The sequence below is a fragment of the Candidatus Gullanella endobia genome (assembly GCF_900048035.1).
Classification (GTDB): Bacteria; Pseudomonadota; Gammaproteobacteria; order Enterobacterales; family Enterobacteriaceae; genus Gullanella; species Gullanella endobia.
The window spans coordinates 392,431-413,881 of record NZ_LN999832.1; the positions used below are offsets into that span (position 1 = coordinate 392,431).

Consider the following 21,451-nt stretch of genomic DNA (forward strand, 5'->3'; position numbering starts at 1 on the left):
TAAAAGACTGACATAGTCTCTTATTAAAGCTTATTAATATTAAATGTATTCTCAATATATCATCCTGATCCTTATAATTGAACCATAAAAGATTTTCTAACACTCAAATTTAACTTAAATATTTTTAGATAAAATCGATTTCATGATTAATATTTCTTAATAATTTTTGTTTTATAATTTAGAAATTAAAAGTATTTTTATAAAATTTTAGATTAATTAGTCGTAAAGCGATGTTCTTTATATCATTATTTTTCATAGTAATCTCTTCCTAATTACTATTTTCATCGGAAAGATATCTATATTGATTATATATATAGAATATAAAAACTACTTTAATATAGTATAAAACTTAAATTTTCTATAGGACTATCAACTATCCGAAAATATCTTACATATTTTATAGTCTCAGCTTATGAAATAACATATGCATCATTGATCTTTTACAATGTTAGTAGACAAATAATATAAGTTTTTTCATGATAATACATTTAATTATTTATATATTTATTAGAAAATAAATATATAAAAATAAAAAATCTTTTTAGTATAAATTTTACTGCTTAAAAAGGTTATTTTAACTAAAGTGATGAGTAGTTGGTATTAATTAGACATAGCTATTCTAGATTTAACTTAGTAATATCAATTAAAGTTGCTTTTTATAGCAAAAAATTTTTTATAATTAGAAAGATACTATAAAATTAAAAAAATTAGAAAAATTATTCAATACAGAGCATATTGTAATATGCTAATTATTCTTTTAATAAAGAATTAAGAAATAATTTTTATTTTCTTGAATTTTATACTAAAATTGTTAATTAATAGCTTTCTGTCAAATACTTAAATCATATTTCATCAAATTCAGCTATTTCAGTTAATTTATTAACTTTTAAAGTATTTTAATTTATAGTGATTTTTACTTGTAATTTACAATATAATTTTGGGATGTTAATAACAGTTTATAACTGCGGAAGATAATAAAGTGGGTTTACGGATTTTCCTTTGTAACGAATTTCAAAGTGTAATTTAGTTGTATTAGTTCCGCTACTACCCATAGTAGCGATTTTTTGCCCCGTACTGACTTCTTGTTGTTCTTGAACCAGCATCGTATCATTATGAGCATAGGCGCTTAAATAATCATCATTATGTTTTATAATAATAAGATTACCATAACCCTGCAAAGCATTACCACCATAAACTACTCTACCGCTGGCAGTTGCTAAAATTGGTTGTCCTCGAGAACCAGAAATATCTACTCCTTTGTTACCACCTTTTATAACTGAAAAATTATTAATAACTTTCCCATGTGTCGGCCAACTCCAACCAGTTATGCCAATACTACTAGATGAAATCTCAGATGATACTATGCTTTGTTTTTTGATAGATTCTCTTATATTAATAAGAGAATTACTAGTAAACGATATTTTATCATTCGATTTATATGAACTTTCTATATTTTTTTTATTAGAATCAGTGTTTGATTTTATTAAATATGAATTTGATGTAGGAATATGAGTAATTAAGACACCGGTATTTATCTGATCAGTGTTAAATACTGAAATAATTCCATCTGTGGTTCTGTTTTTTATCTGTAAAATCTGACCTACTTTCAAACGATAAGGTTTTTGAATATTATTTTTTTGTGCTAAATCTAGGTAATCTTTTCCCGTAATCCAAGCAATATAAAAAAGAGTATCACCTTGTTTTACCTTATATTTTCCTCTTAAATAGGAACCTTTATGAATATTTTTATAATTTCTATTATAAATGATATTCTCTTTTAGAGAGATATTAACTTGACTCTGTTTGCTATTATTCATTACAACATATGTCTGACCGAGTTGAGATACATAATTAGTAATTTTACTATCATTACTATTTTGACTAAAACTATTATTATTTCTTCTGATACTTTTTATCGGTGCGTTAAATTCATTTTTTGTACATCCCGCTAGACAAATGACGACTATGGTACAAACCGTAATGCAACGCCATGCGCTCTTAGGGTTTTCCATTCTCAATCCTTTCTACAGTAGCGATACTAATAATTATTTAAAATGAAATAATATTATATGTTATACATCTTTTCAGATTATCATCTCACTAACAGGAGAATTTTTAGCTGATTAAAAGTCAATAAATATACTATTGTTAGTAGTAAAAACAATATTTAACCCATACTATTCAATATTTATATAAAATATAAGCACTAAAAAATTTAGACTACTTTATTTATTATGAATAAAGTAGATCTGAAAAAATTAAACAACGTTAATAATTAATTTACCCTATTTATAAAATATCTATGATTAAACACTATTATTCATATTCGATAGGTAATACCACCAAACTTCTTTCATCCAACTGAAGTATAAATATCTATGGCAGCTCTAGATTAGCCAATATGACCATTATTTTAATATATTTTATTAAAAATATTTCACTGGATTTGTTAGATAAAAGCCTGATAAATAGAATAAGTTCTAATTTTTAATACTAGCAATTCTAACTATTATATCAATAGTTTAATTATTATTTTCGTAATATAGAATTTTGAAATAGTTTTCCTTAACTAAATTAGCAAATACAGAACTATCACAAAAAATATTTTAGAAAATTTCATCGATAAAATATTTATATAACACTACCACATAGTGTGAAGCAGATATGCATCATAGATACTTTGTTGGTACAAGTGTTTAAGAACATTTTATATATCTATCATGAAACGAATCTTTCTTTATATTACTGAATTAATTATAAAAACGAACAAATTGAAAATTAAAGTGATAATTTATCTTTAACGAGATTAGCATGATATGCTCTCATATCATGCTAATGATTTCATCTAAAATATTTTTCTCATAGATCAGTTTATTAGAACTATTTAACATTAGTAATGATCACATTTTATAAAAATTTTAGATTATAAATTTTACTATGCTGCTTTTTATAATAGAGTAAAATCCAAATTTACCACTGTCAGTCACAAATATAATTATAAGATAATAGCGATAATAAATAATAACATCTACTATCTTCATAGTGAAAATAGAAATATAGCGAACGAAGCAAACTTATTGTTATATAATACCGGTCAAATAGCACTAGAATAAAATTCACGTACTATCAGTATTAATACTGATATATCTATATCAATATGTATTTATTAAATAATAACAGCACAACAGAAAGGAAATTAATATTAGCTGTTTAGAAGAAAAATAATCAGTGAAAATTTTTCAGTTACTATCCAATTAAATTAGATTCATAGATTTATTATTATGATAAAATACTAGTTGTCTTAGTCAATTGAATTAAAATTACCATTGTTTAGTATGCATAGTATATATTATGCTAAATTATTTTAATTGCTATCTAAATGGTATTGAATAATTTACTATAGAGAAAAGAAAGCAAAAAATTGATCTTTTCTCTTATCATTAATACAATGAATACTATCAGATTATTACTTTGTTAACTTAAAATTATTACATTAAATAGTATCACAAAAATAATAACATATCATTATATCAATGATATCTTTTAAAAATCTTTTAATGAAATGAAATGTTATTTTTTAAAGATATTTTATAAAACTACTAATACCGGCTGATAATATCATAGATCTGAGCTATTAATGTAATTATTACTGATTATATTATTTATATAAACATTATTGATTTTAATTTATTCTGCTTTGATAACAGACGATATAATTTCTCTCCTGGTTTTATCATGCCAAGTACATTACGTGAATGTTCCTCAATGGCTTCCTGGTTATTTTTAAAATCATCAATTTTTAAAAAAAGTTGATTGTTTCGAATTTTGAGCTGAGCATTACTGTTTTTTTGTTCTGTAATATTTCTCTTGATTTGAACTAAATCGTATACACCGTTTTTACCAAACCATAATGAATATTGAAACCAGCCAAGTAATAATAATAAAAACAGTGTCAATTTTTGCATACTATCCCTTATTAAAATAATAATTATTATATAATTGCAGCTAGACTCTAAATAAGATTAAATATCATAATATTTTCTTAAATACAGAGAATAGTAATGTTATTACCAGAATAAAAAATAAATACAGAATAAAAGATTGAGGTTAGATAGGTTGATAGAAATAACAAATAAACTCTTTTAAAAGCAAAAGAAGTTTTTTAGAAAATGCTTAATTAGTATACATATTACAAAAAAACAATAAAAAAGATCAGTGTAGAATAGGAAAAGGGATATCGAACTTAAATACTAAAATATAGAAGGTAAAATTAGCTAACAAAAGATAAATAAAGCTATATTTCCATATATGGTTATAAAATAACTCATCCTGGTTAGGATATGCTAAGGGATAAAGCTAAATTTAAGCAGGATAGCACGTTTATCTTGATAACGGTTAGAATAAACCTCTTTTTTTGTAAAATTTCTAGTAAATTTAGTTATTTATTGGTAATTTATAAATTAATAAACATATATTTTTTAGAAATATTTCATAAATAATCAATAAAATTTGTTACCAGTTGTTCGTTATTTAGATCTAGATATAACTACTTAAGTACTTTTCAAAGTACATTAATACATATAAATTATAAATTTAAAGATACTAATTTTAATAGGGTTTTATAGAACTATTTAGGATAGTGCATCTGTTAGATAGTTATTCACGTATCGATAAATACTTTTATAAAGTGATTGCAGGATAATATATACTGTATTAGCTACTTCTCATCATGTTAAAGAGAGATTGATGACTGCCGATAGCATCAATATTAAGATATAATCTCATAAACTAAATAATACCTTTATTGCCTATTTAATTTTATATTCGATCCTAATAGGAAAACAGATCAAAATAACAAGCTATATTGTCGTTGACAAGATGCCAAATCCCAATAATTATTTTTCTTTTAAATAGATTGTTTTATCTTACGTGGTCATTCAAACATAATAAATAATAGTAGCTTACTAAGCATATTGAATGAAAATGCAATTATGCAATAGTATAGGCGTTTTAATTCATAATAATTATTTCATAGTAGATTATAATATATATTGATAAATAAATAGTATCACTTGATCTTTAAATAACTAATACTGTTAGTTAATGATCTAACTATCGTAATTCTAATCTAGAATTATTAGCATATTGAATCTACTATATTAATAGTATTAAATAAAAAACTAATGCTCATATATTAAACTGAATATGTTGATGTTAATATAATACTAAATTCTTTTTAATGCGAATTTTAACTAGTAATCTTTACATTAAGCTCTAGCTTATTACTAATAATTAATAGTTTACTTTTATTATATTAGCAGAGATGTTCCATCATTATCGATTATTTTTGTTATAAACTAAAATCACTGTAATTAACATTTATATTAGTAATCTTATTTTATAAGGATTACTACCTTAATAGATAAAATTTCCTTTTAATCAAAGTTTTATCTTTTAATGAGACTAGTAGTCAATATAATATCAAAATTAATCTTTTTATCAGAAAATATATATTACATTAGTTCTTTCAGTATTAAAATAACCGAGAATATTAAAACTTAGACGATTGGTATATTATATTATAAAATAAAGCAAAATTATTCTGATTTTTTCTTATTAGAATTTAATAATTTTAGATTTATAGTATATCCAATTCTATTCTATTATAGAATTTAAATACTAATAACATAAGTAATCTTTGCTAATACCTTAAAAATATAATTATCTATTGCTAGTAAACTCTATTTCATTTTTATAAAAATGAAAGATATTATAGATCAATCTAAAAGTTATATTATAGATTTTGTCTTTAAAGAATTTATTAGATTGATTTTTTCTTTTTATAAATAAACAGTATCTTTGTATGCCTGACGATTTTAATATTAAAACTTATCGATAAAAGCACAGTAATGATATCTTATAGTAAGAATAGGGAAAAATTTACTGTACTTAACAGTACCGTTATGTTAATAAATTACAATGAACTATCCTTAGTAGAGCTGGTAATAATTAGAAATGAGTTTGCAATCATCGAAAAGTATTCAACGACTATAAATATAGTATCATAGCGTGTTAGCTTTGATTATACAGTTAATGTAACTAAAGAAAAATGATAATGATTACCACGTTATATAAAGATTTTACCTTTGAATCCGCCCACTGCTTACCATATGTACCTATTGGGCATAAATGTGGTCGACTGCATGGACACTCTTTCTTAGTGCGACTTGAAGTAACTGGTGAAGTGCAATCCCATACCGGTTGGATTATAGATTTAGCTGAATTAAAAATTGCCTTTCAGCCGATTTTAGATCGATTAGATCATTACTATCTTAATGAAATTCCTGGCTTAAAAAACCCAACCAGTGAAGTGTTAGCAAAATGGATTTGGCAGCAGCTTAAACCGAGTTTACCTGTTCTAAGTGCTATTACTTTAAGGGAAACTTGTACCGCAGGTTGTATTTACCGCGGACAGTAGTAAATTCTATACTAAATTACTTATTACACTAAGTAATTTTATGTTTGTTCCATTTTAAAATAATAAGTAGAGAGGATAAGATAATATGAAGCAAAAGTTTTTAAAGCAATGTGAAAAACTGCTGTATTCTAAGCATCTGACTATATAGATAATGTAGTAGTAATTCTTAAGCGATGTTGAGATATTTATGAGTTTGCATCGAAAAGCGCCAATTTCGAGCAATACAAGTTTCAATACATAAACAAGTAGCTCTCTTTTTTTGACTTATTGGCTGAAGCGAAATTATCCGTTTTTTAATATCATTCTTAAGAGTTGACAATAATATATCAAGTTTTTCAATATCACATTTTCTTGCTACTGGATGCTTAATTTCATCACTTCGATTTAATGCTTGGTTTGATATCGATAGTTTTTTACACATATTTATTTTTGGCGATACTGTTACCCAAGTTTTTTGTGTGCAGTATATTTCTTTAGTTCCGCTGGTTTCAATCTGGCAGCTAAACCCTTGATTTTCAAGAGAACAGGTTAATGGTATAAGATTATATAGGCAAGGCTCACCGCCGGTTATTACTATATGACGCGCAGTCCAGTTCTTTTTTGCTATTAACATAATAATTTCTTCTACCGTTAAACTAGCCCAGCAATTACTGCTATCTGTTTTTGACAGAATTTCCTTCAACGTTACTTGATTATTTTCATTTCGTTTCCAAGTATATTTAGTATCGCACCAACTACACCCCACAGGGCAACCTTGTAAACGTATAAAGATCGCTGGCACGCCAGTAAAATATCCCTCACCCTGGAGTGTTTGAAAAATTTCATTCAGTGGATACTGCATAGCTATATCATAATTACAGTTAAAAATAAGGTTGAGTTTTATCTATCTATTAAAATTCTTATCTAATTTCAACATACATAAGAAAATAGAACTAAATTCTAGTACTATATTTGGTTTTTTACTTCAAATAAACCTCTGAACGGTGCTCGTTCGCCAAGTGTCTCTTCAATACGAATCAATTGGTTATATTTTGCTACGCGATCGGAACGGCTCATAGATCCGGTCTTTATCTGTCCAGCTGCAGTTCCTACTGCTAGGTCAGCAATAGTAGTGTCTTCAGTTTCTCCGGAGCGATGAGAAATAATAGTAGTGTAACCTGCATCTTTAGCTATTTTAATAGCTTCTAAGGTTTCAGTCAGTGACCCGATCTGATTAAATTTAATGAGAATTGAGTTAGCAATATTTTTCTCGATACCTTTCCTTAAAATATTGGTATTAGTAACAAATAGATCATCTCCTACTAACTGAATTTTGTTGCCTAATATTTTAGTTTGATAAATAAAACCATCATAGTCAAATTCATTTTGACCATCTTCGATGGAGACGATCGGATACTGTTTTGTCAGATTTTCTAGATAATGGGTGAATTCTTGAGAAGTAAAACTCTTACCTTCGCTTTTTAGATTGTAATTTCCGGTACTTTCCTCAAATAATGTAGAAGCTGCGCAGTCCATAGCTAGTGTGATGTCTTTCCCTAGTAAATAACCAGCTTTTTCGATTGCTTCTTTAATAAGAATTAGTGCCGCAGAATTTGATTTTAGGTTTGGGGCATATCCACCTTCATCACCAACAGTAGTACTTATACCTTCTCTTTTCAATATTTTTGCTAAATTATGAAATACTTCAGAGCCTACACGAACTGCTTCTTTGAAATTTTTTGCACCGACTGGTTGGATCATAAATTCCTGAATATCAATATTGTTGTCGGCATGCTCACCACCATTGATGATATTTATCATCGGTAAAGGCATAGAAAATTTACCTGTTGTACCATTAAGTTCCGCAATATATTCATAAAGTGGTATTCCTTTAGAAGCAGCAGCTGCTTTAGAGATAGCTAAAGATACGGCTAAAATAGCATTAGCACCAAATTTAGATTTATTTTCAGTTCCATCTAGATCAATGATTCTTTTATCTAATGTAGCCTGATCTTTAGCATCTTTATTAGTTATAATCTGAGCAATAGGACCATTTATAGCGTCAACCGCTTTAGTAACACCTTTACCTAAGAAACGGGATTCATCACCATCTCGTAGTTCTAGCGCTTCGCGTGATCCAATGGAAGCACCTGATGGCGCAGAAGCTAGACCTAGGAAACCACCTTCCAAATATATTTCTGCTTCTACGGTTGGATTTCCACGGGAATCGATGATTTCACGACCAATGACTTTTACAATCTTAGACACTTGTATTTCCTTAATATAAATTAGAGAATAACTTCTAATAGAACACTCACTGAGATTATTTATGCTCTATTTTTTTGTTTTTTATTTCTACTTTTTTGATAGTTATTCGCGCTTTTAATAAAGCCAGAAAATAACGGATGACTATCGCGCGGTGTTGAATTGAATTCTGGATGAAATTGGCTAGCAATAAACCATGGATGATCTGGATATTCAATAATTTCTACTAGATTAGTATCTTGAGAAAAACCAGCAACGCGTAATCCGGCAGATTCAAGTTCTTTTAAGAACATATTATTAACTTCATATCGGTGACGATGACGTTCTAAAATAGTAATTTTACCATAAAGTAACTGTGCTATACTATCACGCACTAAATGACATAGATGACTACCTAAGCGCATAGTACCACCTAAATCACTTTTCTTGCTACGCATTTTTGTTATATTACCAGCTTCATCTTGCCATTCTTTAATAAGTGCTACTACTGGATATTTACAATTTGATACAAACTCAGTAGAGTTAGCATCTTGCATTCCTGCTACATGTCGAGCAAATTCGATTAAAGCGACCTGCATCCCTAAACAAATACCTAAATAGGGGATTTTCTGTTCACGTGCGTACTTTGCACTCATGATTTTACCTTCTACACCTCTATAACCGAAACCACCGGGAATTAAAATAGCTTCTAAATCTTTCAATATTTTAACACCGCGGATTTCAATGTCTTCAGAATCAATCAAACGAATATTTACTGTTAAGCGATTTTTTAAGCCAGCATGTTTCAGAGCTTCTATTACCGACCTATAAGCATCTGGTAGGGCGATATATTTTCCGACCATACCTATAGTTACTTCACCAACCGGATTCGCTTGCTGGTAAATTACTCTCTCCCATTCACATAGATTTGCTTCAGGACACTTTAAACCTAATTTTTTACAAATGTAATCATCTACCCCTTGTGCTTTTAATAATACCGGAATTTTATAAATTGAATCAACATCTTTAAGCGAAATTACCGCCTTTTCAAGCACATTGCAGAACAAAGAAATTTTTGCACGTTCATTATTAGAGATAGAATGATTGGAGCGGCAAATTAGCACGTCAGGCTGAATACCAATAGAAAGCAACTCTTTTACTGAGTGTTGGGTTGGTTTAGTTTTTACTTCTCCAGACGTTGCTATATAAGGTAATAAGGTTAAATGTATATAGAGAGTATGCTCTCGCCCAACTTCTACTGCCATCTGTCGGATGCTTTCCAAAAACGGCAGCGATTCAATATCTCCAACCGTACCACCAATTTCTACAAGGACTATATCATGACCATGACCGCCTTCAACGATATAATCCTTGATGGTATTAGTAATATGAGGAATCACTTGAACCGTAGCTCCTAAATAATCGCCACAACGCTCTTTGCGTAATACATCGGAATAAATTTGACCTGTAGTGAAGTTATTGCGGCGTGACATTTTAGTACGAATGAAGCGTTCATAATGCCCTAAGTCTAGATCTGTTTCAGCGCCATCTTCGGTTACAAAAACCTCACCGTGTTGTACAGGACTTATTGTACCTGGATCTATATTAATATAGGGATCTAATTTTATAATAGTAACATTAAGCTCTCTAGCTTCCAGGATAGCCGCTAGAGCGGCTGCAGTAATGCCTTTACCTAAAGAAGAAACAACCCCGCCGGTTATAAAAATATACTTTTTTATCATGCTAAACCTGAGAAATTAGGTATAAAGATACGATAACTAAGACGAAAAAAGTACACATTAAACCCTATAATATATAAATAAGCATATATAATAAACAATATACGCTTATTTATATATTAAATTTCTATATACGTTTAATAATATTAAAATATAGATAAAATCTATAATATGAAATTTAGTTTGTTTTTAATTAGGGTTACTTTCTTCATGTCAAGTTACTTTATTAATCAGATTACTTCAATTAATGTTTTATTTTAGATCTAGTAATGTAATGAGCTAAAAACTAGTATTCTAGAATTAGATAATCCCATTGCATTAAAAAATTTTAATATAGTCCGCAATTAATGTATCTATCAATGGTACTATCAATAAAGCACTTTGCAAGTGATACTTATAATAATAAGTATGAGAGATTATTAAAAATATTAATAACGGAAATATTATGATACATAACGACATAAATGATTTACTTATCTTTCTTAATAATATTCCTAGCTCTATCTATATCGCTAGGAATATTATACACGACATAATCAAAAATGAAAAAATTTAAAACTTTTAATACGAAGTATAGTCATTTTCTTGAAAATAAAATTACCAGTATTTAATTTCATAGTCATGATTAATACTGTTTTCTCTGCTAGCAGTTTAATATAAAATCCTGACAGAAAAATAAAACTGATATGTGCAACATTACGATTTTAATATTATGCTAATCTGGTATATGTTGCATTAGATATTAAACGATGATCCGCAGCTACAAATAGTCTTAGCATTAGGATTTATGACAATAAAACGCGAACCTTTTAGGTTTTCACTATAGTCAATAGATCCACCAATTAAATATTGTAAACTTATTGGATCTACAATGAGCGCAACGCCTTGTTTCTCAATAGAGAAATCTTCCATATTAACTTTATCATCAAGGATAAAATTATACTGAAAGCCACTGCAGCCCCCACCAGTAATATAAATTCGCAATCTCAGATCTAGATTTCTCTTGTCTGCAATAAGATTTTTAACCCTGTTTGCTGCTGCATCTGTAAACTGTAATGGAAAAATTTTCATTACACTCATGATGTTACTCCATAACTGTTATTAGTCCTAAAGCATCTAATGTGTTTACTAGCTAGAGCTAGTATTTTTGGTTAAACATTATTTATATTCAATCATTACGAATTATAAAAAACGAATTTGTTTTAATATTTATCCGATTTTTTATATTTTTTACCTCAATGATAACAATCAGCGAAATAAATTAACAATTATCGATAATCTCAAATTTTAACGTAAACTAGTTAATAGTAACTATTATAAAGAAAAGAATTGATTACCAGAATATACAATAGCTATTGTATATTGGGAGTTTCAAAGTGCTATTTATATGAAAAGCAAATTATTTCTACAAGAATGACATTACTAGTATTGTACCAAAATAAATAAATAGCAATTCAGTCGATAATTATATTTCGTTTAGTAAAATAGTTAAGTCAAATCAAACTGAAATAAGCATGTAATAATAACTTTATCAAGTTATAACCTATCAATTTAATAATATTGATAAAACAATTTCTAATTTAGATTATCTTTAAGATTCATTTACATCAGTAGCTGCTAGCAGCGTTGCTGCGATATTTCCTATGCTTATAGGAAACTTAATATTTACTTTAAATCGACTAGCAACTTTAATTTGAAAAATAATGTAATACTGTTGATTATTTAATAATACGATATCTGATTATATCATATGCTATATTTTTATTTATAGTATAAACATTTAATGTTTATTAATTAATTCATAAATTTTTATAAATAGAAAAACATCAAGCATATACTATGATATAGTAAAATTTTATTTGATTTGTAGAAATATAGTTAGCAATCTAAAATATATCAACTATATTAAGCCTTAAATCAATTTGGATTCTAATTGTCTCTTTATCAAAAGAGATAATTAAATATCCATTTAATTATACTAATATAACTCTATGTAATGTTCTGATGGTGATATTACATAAATTATGTAATCACTTTTTAAGCTAATATTAATATCCACAAATTGGTTATAGGTATCAATAAAAATATGTTGATATAAATCTAGAATATTGTATAGTGTGCAAATATCATTGTTTAAATGACTTTTCAAGCACTAAAAATTTAATGCTATATATGAATTGGTATTTAAAATAAGACAATTATATAAAATCTTAACTAAAAATTAGTAAAAGTACAGTTTTCTTGATCGTTAATAATATGAAATAACTCTTTATCATAGTATAAATATATATGTTAGAACTTATAAAATTTTTTACAATCAATTATTTATAATAAAAAGATCTTGATATGAATACTTAGTTTAAGTAGAATAGATTGAGTTTATAACATTAAAAATTGATAATCGCTATATCAGCTTAGATAAGGAGAATGATTTAAATAGATACATAAAAGTCAATTCTATTGGCTTTTATATTCTACTATCCTATTAACAATAGATCAATCTATTCGCAATTTTTATCTATGCTTATAATTTTATTTTGAATTGATCTATCATAGTCGGACTGTACTTCATAACAGTTTTTCTATTAGTTAGTAAATCTGATTTTTTCAGTTTCTAGAGCTAATACTAATGGAGTAGTATCTAACTTTAATACCGTTCACTGTCTTTTATTTCTATTTATTTATTAATATATATTTAACTTATCGATGCGATTCTAGTAATAGAGCTAATTTTATTAGTGCTAATACTATCTCTGACATTGATTTTCTTTATTACAGGAGTAAATTAACACAGTTGATTATTTAAAATAATTGAATTCTAAGTTTATAATCTAAATACCTGTATCCATACAATATAACTTTGTTATAGCACTAAAACATCATTAATCGAATCAATAACATTACATCATAAGTTATTAGAAAATAATTTATTGGTCTTTGATTAATAAATTAGGAGAAAGAAATGTCTTTAATTAATACCAAAATTAAGCCTTTTAGTAACCAAGCATTCAAAAACGGTAAATTCGTACAGATTACTAACAGAGATATAGAAGGAAAGTGGAGTATCTTTTTCTTCTATCCGGCTGATTTTACTTTTGTTTGTCCAACTGAATTAGGTGATATGGCTGATTGTTATGATGAATTCCAAAAATTAGGTGTTGATGTTTATTCAGTATCCATAGATACTCACTTTACTCATAAAGCTTGGCATAGCAGCTCTAAAACTATCGCTAAGATTAAATATGCAATGATTAGCGATCCTACCGGAACGTTGACACGAAATTTTAATAATCTACGTGAAAACGATGGTTTAGCCGACCGTGGTACTTTTGTTATCGATCCGAAAGGCATTATCCAGGCTATTGAAGTAGTAACAGAAGGTATTGGTCGCGATGCAAGAGATCTTTTACGTAAAGTAAAAGCTATGCAATATGTTGCTAACCATCCTGGTGAGGTTTGTCCTGCTAAATGGCAGGAAGGTGATAAAACAATTTCCCCTTCGATAGATCTAATTGGAAAAATATAACTTTGCTAACGGAAATTAACTCTACAAGCTACCAATTTATTACTCATAAATATTATGAATGCACCTCATTAACCAAATTACTGTAGGTTAGTGAGGTGCATTAACGATAAAAATAACCATCGCTAGATTTTATTTTTTAAATTTAAACATCCTGACATACTAACAATAGTGATTTCAAAAAATAAATTTAGAATATAATACAATAAACATTTAAATGTTTCATAAACAGCTCTACTTTTCAGTAGAGAAAAAATCCTGATAAAAATTTTCTTAATAAAGTTATCAATAGAGTAACTACTTGGTGCAAATATCATACGCCACTAAGTCAAGATAGGAATTTAAAACTATGTTTTATTCTATTAGCGACTAATTAATATTAAATTGGATTAATATGATCGCTAGTAATATTATATATACTTATAATTTATTAAAAACAGCAAGAAAATATGTTAAATGTAATTATATTAATTAAATATTAAATGCAAATATAACAAATAGTGCTCATTTTTGATAAATATAAATATTAAATATTATTTCATAAATGATCGTATCTCAATTACTTACTCAAGATATATCACAATTTCTAATGAAAAACTATCTATATGATAGTTCAAAAAAAATAAAAGGTTATCAATATATTTTGTTTCTATTACTATTACTTAACTTAGCTAAGTTTACAAAAAATTTAGCAATTCCTAATTTAAAAACAAATCTATTGATATTTGCTGATAGTTAATATTTTTCTTTTTGTATTTTCATAATAATACTTTGAGTAAAGTGCTATCGGTCCAGGCTGGTTCTAGTATTCATAAGAATATGCAAGAAGGATTTATAACCTGTTAAAAAATATACTTTAGGAACTAAAACAGATAAAACTTGCTCTTAATTTCAACTGATGTTCAGTTTGATGTATTTTCAGTAGTAATAAAAATATTCCACGTAGCTATGCTGTATAATTGTACTACATGAAGTAAAATACTGCTAAAATTTGTTCGCTTTTAAAGAAAATTTATATTGATCTTTCTAAATCACATTTTTATATCGAAATAGGATCACATAGCATGGAAAAATATAAAATTATTTCTCAATATATTGAGATTACTTAATATTTTTTTGATCTTAAATGATTACTATAAGATATATGTAAATCAAAATATTTCAGCTAGTTTTTCCTTAATAGGAAACGTTATAAACTGCAGTAACACTTTTGTAAATATAACTCTATATTATATCTATGATTGATATCTGGATGATATTATCATCTGTGAATTTTTATTGAAAGAGATCAGCAGAAAATTTTTTGCTATACTGAATAATGAATAAAAACTACTTACTAACTTTAAAGTGTGTACTAATAAAGGTCTATCTTAATAAAACTATAAGTATGAATGGTGCTATGCTATTTATATTTTGTATTATTGTCGATTTTTTATGCTGTTTAGGTTATTTTAACAAGTTTGACATCGATTAATATATAAATAACAAAATCTTCTAATATAAGTTAAAATAGCAAATGTACAATATTGATAAAAAATTATGATATGAATATATGTAAAGCTGAAATTAACTAATACCTTAAAATTTAATAACGGATTCATTACCTCTAATTCTTAGAGAAGAAATTTGTTCATTAAAATATAGATATTATAAATAGTATCCTAATTAAATAGAAACTTAATCCTTAAATTTTTTTGTTCTTTAATAATCTTTATCTGATATTATAGATAATAAAACAGTTAGCACTAAGGTTAGTAATAGGAAATTTTTAATATTAAGTACCATACTATTATAGATTCTACGCTGATTCTAATCTTAATCTAAGATTAGAATTATTAATTATGTTAATGCAGATGAATTTTTCTACATATTATAGAATAAATTAAGAGGCAGATAAACATGAATCAATTTAATCTATAAAATATATTTGTTTCATTAATTAGCTTTATTGATACCTTTTAATATCGATTAAAAAAAGGAGTTATTAATAAGTATTAGAAATAAAATTATTCACTAAAAAATAATATTTGCTATTTGTTAAATAACTAAATATATACAAATTATGGATTACTGTTATTAATTGAAGTCTTTCTATCTATTTAGATATATTTATTAATATTATTAATATATCCGAATTAATATATTCGAATAATATTCTGCTTTTAAGTAATTATCTAATTAATATATAAAAATCCGATATTTATTAACAAATTCAGTACTATTATAGTTATAATATTATATATTTATATTACTATTATTATAATATTTTACATATTAAATACTCTAGAGAGAGTAAAAGCTTATAGATTAATTTAAGATAAAATGTCTAATTTTTAGACGATCAATCGATTTATGTTATTTCTCCTTTTGACAACCTTCCTAACATCTGATATTATCTCATCTATTTTATAAATCCTCTGTAGTTCAGTTGGTAGAACGGCGGACTGTTAATCCGTATGTCACTGGTTCGAGTCCAGTCAGAGGAGCCAGTGTCTTTTTATATTTTTCACGTTTTTTTGAATCCATTTCATCTTATGCTTAAATAAAATAGTTCTAGTCAGCTAGAACTAGCGTACTATCTTCGATAGTGAAAGAAAATTCGTATTATGTTAAATTTCTAATTATGTTGTTTCCATAAAATATCTAAAATGCTATAGTTAAATAGTAACTCAGCATAACAATATTTCACTGAAATAGCTTATATAAATTGAAAACATCGTTTGAAATTGTTGCATAGACATACTATTAAAAATAGAATGTAAGAGAATATACAGGTATATTATAACAAATAATTAATATCAAAATCAAATGAAAAATCGAGTTTAAATGTGATACCTGCTATCAAAAGGCTATTATTTAAGAATCCCATCAGATTAAATAGTTATGGCCTATCTATAAATTAGATAGAACCTATAAAATAAGGTTAAAACTATATCTCTTATCTTTATAAGAGATATAGTTTTTTTAAAAAATATAGTGTAAAAACAGATCAGTAACTAGGAATGTAAGCACAAATAAGTGCTATTAGTTATTTTCTGTTATATTCATATTTATACTAGTTTTGATATTATCATGCATAATTTACTTAATGTTTTACCGATTTTCAAGTATTATATGTTTTAATATCTGTCGGATTAAAAAATAATAATATTACGGTTAGTAGCATTATTATTTTAAATAAAATATAAATAAAATATAAATAGTTACGTATATGATTAGTTTTTATTTTATGTTATTTTCACTGGATTTAATCCATTTAGAATTATTATTAATAGTTTACTCTAATTAAGATTTGATTATCTTTAACTGTAAGATAAACTTAATTTATATAGTTAACATAACTAACAAAATAATACCTTATTATAAGTAATAAATCTATTTTTATCAAAAAATAATAGAACATAATTTAATAAGTTTTTTAAAAATAGGAATTCAGACATATAGGTTATACGTATTATAAATAGTATTGTTTTATTCATGTTTATTAAAAGATCATAATAACTAAAATATATTAATTCACCTATAAAACGTTTAAATATAGAATATCTAAATATAAAAATTAAGCTAAAGTTTATCTAGATTTAAAATAAACTAACATATTACAGATTGATTTGGAATTTTAATAGATCTTTGTTATGAAAATCTATTATTGTAATATTAGATGCAAGTTGATTATTTATAATTTCATTAATCATCTTTTTTTTTAAATTAATTATAATTATTAAAATATAATGTTAACTTTTTTCAAGTTCTAATCGGAAAAATCTATTTATAATATGAAAAAAAAATCTTGATTTTCTAGTAGCAAGCAATTAGTTGAACTAGATGCAGAAAATATCTTTTAAATAAATAAAACAGAGATAACAAAATATAAGATTATATCTTATGATCATAAAAGTAGTATTTCAATACAATTAATCATTAATCATTGTATAATTAAACTACGTGTGCAGTACTTATCATTGATAAATTTTAATATTATTATTAAGCTACAGCATTCATATATAAATCTAACAAAGATTATTTATTACTTTTTGCTAAAAATTTTTTAAAACTAATTATAATAACGCATAATTTAAAGAACTAAAATGATTCAGCGAAATCTTTTCTCTCGTTTCAGAAAATTATAAGCTTTCTGAATGGTTTGAGTTTTCTTTTTAGCCATTTCTATTCTCTGTGGAGAAAGACCTTTTGCTATTAGCTTATCAGGATGATTTTCACTCATTAACTTACGATATGCACGTTTAATTTTCTGAGTATCATCCTGAGGGATAACACCAAGTGTTTTACAAGCATCTTCTAGCATAGATTGATGTGACTGCTCTGTTTTGCAGTACTCACTTTGATAAGATTCTTGTTGTTCGCTAAACTGTGTACTCCCTTCTATCATACTGATAAATTCATAAAATTGGCTACGGTTAATGCTTAATTCTTCAGCAATAAGATACAAAATCTGTCGTTCATTTGGATGGAGCGAACCATCAGCGAAAGCTGCTTGGATTTGAATTTCTAAAAACATACGTTTAAAATCAAAAGAACCTAAGCAAATTTGTCGAAACTCATGAAGTTGATGGCGTAGCGAAAAATTACTATTTTTTCCTTCTCGAAATGCTTCTTGAGCAATTTTTTTTAGCGAATCATTAAGATTCATCCGTACCATAACATTATTGGCATTAATAATGTCTACTTTGGTAACTCTACCTTTAGATTTGGTTAAATAGCCCATTACTTGAAATGTAGTACATAAAAAAATTTTTTTTTTGGTTTCTTGACATATTTGTTGATCGGAAAAGTAATTAGAATTTGTTACTATGCTAATGTCTTTTACTCTATCTACTATATAACCTATTAATAATCCTAGTATTAAAGCCCAAAAACTACCACCTGCTAAAATAGGCAAAATAATACCAAGCAAATTACCCCAATAACGCATATACTCCTCAATTCATCATGTTGTTAATATAAATTGCTTTATCATACCTATCATTTAATATTAAAACTAATAGTGTTAGGAAAAAGATAATATTGAATATTAGTAAAATATTAATAAGTAATACAATCTTTAATTGTATATCTCAATGATCTCTAGATAATGGAATATCTGAAAATACTTATGAAAAAACGTTTATCTATACTATTTGTCAACCTTATTATTTGGCTAGCTTTTTATAGTCATCAAGCACTTTCTGATTTAGTAGATCAGTACCTGTTGAATGTGCCAGTCTATACTAAATCACTGGTTAAAACTGACAGCGAATTAGCATCGGTTCATATTCAGTCTAAAAAGGCTACAGCGAATTATCCCGAACATGTTCTTTTTAGTGGCAATGTGAATATTTATCAAGATAATAGCATTATAACTGCTGATGAAATTCAGCTTATACAACACAAAACACAGAACAAAAAATCATTTTGTACTATTACTGCTACAGGTAATGTTAATTATTCTAATAACGAAATTAAACTAAAAGGAGAAAAAGCTTGGTCCAATCTTAATACTAAAGATACCGATATTTATCAAGGAAAATACCAAATAGCAAATAGACAAGGCCGAGGAGACGCAGATGCTATAAAGCAGCGAAATAATAAACGCTACACGGTATTAGAAAACGGTAGTTTTACTTCATGTTTATTAGAAGATAATAGCTGGAGTATTGTAGGTGAAGAAGTCATCCATGATCGCGAAGAGCAGATTACTGAAATTTGGAACGCATTTTTTAAAATTGGTAAATTGCCAGTATTATATAGCCCATATTTAAAGATTCCATTTGGAAATAATCGTCGTTCCAGATTTTTAATCCCATATACTAAATATGGTAGTAATAACGGTTTCGAACTCAGCTTACCTTTTTGCTTAAATATAATACAAAATTATGATGTCACAATCACACCGAAGTATATAAGCAAACGCGGTACCCAAATTCAGACAGAATTTCGTTACCAGACGAAATCTGGAAAAAGATTAATAGAGCTTGACTGGCTTCCAAAAAAACGGATTTATAGAAATGAACATATCAGTAGTAATGATAATAATAATGATCGCTGGTTGTTTTATTGGCATGATAATGAAATTATAGATAAAGTATGGCGTTTTAATGTCGATTATACTAAAGTCAACAACTCCACTTATTTTAATAATTTAGACTCTAAATACGGTAGCACTACAGATAATTACAACACACAAAAATTTAGCTTCGGTTATGCTGATGAAAACTGTGATACTGCTCTATCATATAAAAAATTTCAGGTTTTTAATACAAATAAAAACAATTCTTACCGCGCTATTCCTCAGTTCGATATAACTTATTATAAAAATGATATTGCTCCATTTAATTTTGAAATATTTAGTCAAGCGACTAAATTTACTAATGTCAATAATAGTTATCCCGAAGGAACCCGGTTTCATATTGAGCCTAAACTTAATCTACTTCTATCTAATAATTGGGGTAGTTTAAATACTGAGGCTAAACTAATGGCTACATACTATCGGCAGAAAAATATTGACGAATATAAAAAAAACATCAATATAGACCATCAACTAAAAAGCTCTGTAATCCGCATATTACCTCAGCTTAAAACTAATGGTCGAATGATATTCGAACGCAATATGGATTTCATCCAGAATTACAAGCAAACACTTGAACCGAGCTTACAATATCTATATGTTCCTTATCGAAACCAGAACAATATCGGTATTTATGATGCAATCCTTTTGCAAGAAGATTATTTAACTCTGTTTCGCGATCGGACTTACAGCGGATTAGACCGTATTCCATCAGCTAATCAACTATCTGGCTATATTACAACTCGAATTTATGACGATAATCGAGTAGAACGGTTTAATGCCTCTTTAGGTCAAATCTATTACTTCTTTCAACCTCGTATTAGTGATACTATTAGTAATTATAATAAGTATGATAATACGGGTAGCTTAGTATGGACATATGATAATTACTGGTATATTAGTAATCAGTGGGGAGTTCGAAGTGGATTGCGGTATGATTCAAGATTAAATAACGTGACTCTAGGAAATGCAGTACTAGAATATCTAGGTGATAAGAAGCATATCATTCAACTAAATTATCGTTATATTAGTCCAAAATATCTTGAGAAAATGCTAACTAATATTAACCATTCTTTCTATCAAAAAGGTATTTCCCAAATAGGAGTAACCTACAGTTGGCCACTGATCGATTATTGTTCACTAGTCGGAGCATATTATTATGATACTAAATCCAATCAATCAGCAAATCAAGTACTTGGCCTACAATATAGCACTTGTTGCTGGGCTATCAATGTAGGTTATGAGAGAAAAATTACTGGCTTTAATAAAGCTAATAACTATAAACAATATGATAATAAAGTATCATTTAATATTGAACTTCGTGGCTTAAATGGCGATTCTAATCTAGATATAAAAAAGATACTAACCTCTAGCATTATACCTTATCAAAGAGCGTTTTAAAACTGTAGTTTTTATGAAATACT

Annotated in this window: 10 protein-coding genes and 1 tRNA gene; 4 read left to right on the top strand and 7 right to left on the bottom strand. The window is 26.8% G+C overall.

The annotated features are described in order from the left end of the window. Positions 1-956: 956 nt before the first annotated feature. Positions 957-2,012 (bottom strand): murein hydrolase activator NlpD, encoded by a 1,056-nt coding sequence (gene nlpD, locus FVIR_RS01040; RefSeq protein WP_070097234.1) that lies wholly within the window; start codon positions 2,010-2,012, stop codon positions 957-959. Positions 2,013-3,662: 1,650 nt separating this feature from the next. Beyond that, positions 3,663-3,965, bottom strand: coding sequence for a cell division protein FtsB (ftsB, locus tag FVIR_RS01045; RefSeq protein ID WP_067497820.1), 303 nt, complete (start codon positions 3,963-3,965; stop codon positions 3,663-3,665). 2,150 nt (positions 3,966-6,115) lie between these two features. On the opposite strand from ftsB, the gene queD reads away from it, so the two are divergent. Then, positions 6,116-6,478 carry a 6-carboxytetrahydropterin synthase QueD gene (gene queD / locus FVIR_RS01050; protein ID WP_067497823.1) on the top strand — a complete coding sequence of 121 codons (363 nt, stop codon included), beginning with the start codon at positions 6,116-6,118 and terminating at the stop codon, positions 6,476-6,478. Between the two features lie 166 nt (positions 6,479-6,644). Here the strand turns inward: queD and queE are convergent, their stop codons facing one another. From queE to erpA, 4 genes are all read right to left on the bottom strand, one after another. After that, positions 6,645-7,319 carry a 7-carboxy-7-deazaguanine synthase QueE gene (gene queE / locus FVIR_RS01055; RefSeq protein ID WP_067497826.1) on the bottom strand — a complete coding sequence of 225 codons (675 nt, stop codon included), beginning with the start codon at positions 7,317-7,319 and terminating at the stop codon, positions 6,645-6,647. A 104-nt stretch (positions 7,320-7,423) separates the two neighbouring features. Continuing rightward, entirely contained in the window at positions 7,424-8,725 is a 1,302-nt protein-coding gene (gene eno / locus FVIR_RS01060; protein ID WP_067497830.1) for a phosphopyruvate hydratase, read from the bottom strand. Between the two features lie 59 nt (positions 8,726-8,784). Next, on the bottom strand, positions 8,785-10,443 hold the full coding sequence (gene pyrG, locus FVIR_RS01065) for a glutamine hydrolyzing CTP synthase (protein WP_067497834.1): 1,659 nt from the start codon (positions 10,441-10,443) through the stop codon (positions 8,785-8,787). Positions 10,444-11,175: 732 nt separating this feature from the next. Then, positions 11,176-11,520, bottom strand: coding sequence for an iron-sulfur cluster insertion protein ErpA (erpA, locus tag FVIR_RS01070; RefSeq protein ID WP_067497837.1), 345 nt, complete (start codon positions 11,518-11,520; stop codon positions 11,176-11,178). Positions 11,521-13,402: 1,882 nt separating this feature from the next. Here erpA and ahpC point away from each other — a divergent pair. Next, positions 13,403-13,966 (top strand): alkyl hydroperoxide reductase subunit C, encoded by a 564-nt coding sequence (gene ahpC, locus FVIR_RS01075; RefSeq protein WP_067497839.1) that lies wholly within the window; start codon positions 13,403-13,405, stop codon positions 13,964-13,966. A gap of 2,410 nt (positions 13,967-16,376) precedes the next feature. Beyond that, positions 16,377-16,452: transfer RNA gene (locus FVIR_RS01085), tRNA-Asn, on the top strand. 1,604 nt (positions 16,453-18,056) lie between these two features. Here FVIR_RS01085 and djlA read toward each other — a convergent pair. Next, entirely contained in the window at positions 18,057-18,896 is an 840-nt protein-coding gene (gene djlA / locus FVIR_RS01090; protein WP_067497845.1) for a co-chaperone DjlA, read from the bottom strand. Between the two features lie 180 nt (positions 18,897-19,076). Between djlA and lptD the strand changes: the two genes are divergently transcribed. Beyond that, on the top strand, positions 19,077-21,428 hold the full coding sequence (lptD, locus tag FVIR_RS01095) for an LPS assembly protein LptD (RefSeq protein ID WP_067497848.1): 2,352 nt from the start codon (positions 19,077-19,079) through the stop codon (positions 21,426-21,428). The last annotated feature ends 23 nt before the right edge of the window (positions 21,429-21,451 follow it).

Bases quoted from the DNA above. Each gene is read 5' to 3' on its own strand.
- lptD (WP_067497848.1), top strand. From the start codon at position 19,077: ATGAAAAAACGTTTATCTATACTATTTGTCAACCTTATTATTTGGCTA.
- queE (WP_067497826.1), bottom strand. From the start codon at position 7,319: ATGCAGTATCCACTGAATGAAATTTTTCAAACACTCCAGGGTGAGGGA.
- erpA (WP_067497837.1), bottom strand. From the start codon at position 11,520: ATGAGTGTAATGAAAATTTTTCCATTACAGTTTACAGATGCAGCAGCA.
- djlA (WP_067497845.1), bottom strand. From the start codon at position 18,896: ATGCGTTATTGGGGTAATTTGCTTGGTATTATTTTGCCTATTTTAGCA.
- queD (WP_067497823.1), top strand. From the start codon at position 6,116: ATGATTACCACGTTATATAAAGATTTTACCTTTGAATCCGCCCACTGC.
- ahpC (WP_067497839.1), top strand. From the start codon at position 13,403: ATGTCTTTAATTAATACCAAAATTAAGCCTTTTAGTAACCAAGCATTC.
- pyrG (WP_067497834.1), bottom strand. From the start codon at position 10,443: ATGATAAAAAAGTATATTTTTATAACCGGCGGGGTTGTTTCTTCTTTA.
- ftsB (WP_067497820.1), bottom strand. From the start codon at position 3,965: ATGCAAAAATTGACACTGTTTTTATTATTATTACTTGGCTGGTTTCAA.
- nlpD (WP_070097234.1), bottom strand. From the start codon at position 2,012: ATGGAAAACCCTAAGAGCGCATGGCGTTGCATTACGGTTTGTACCATA.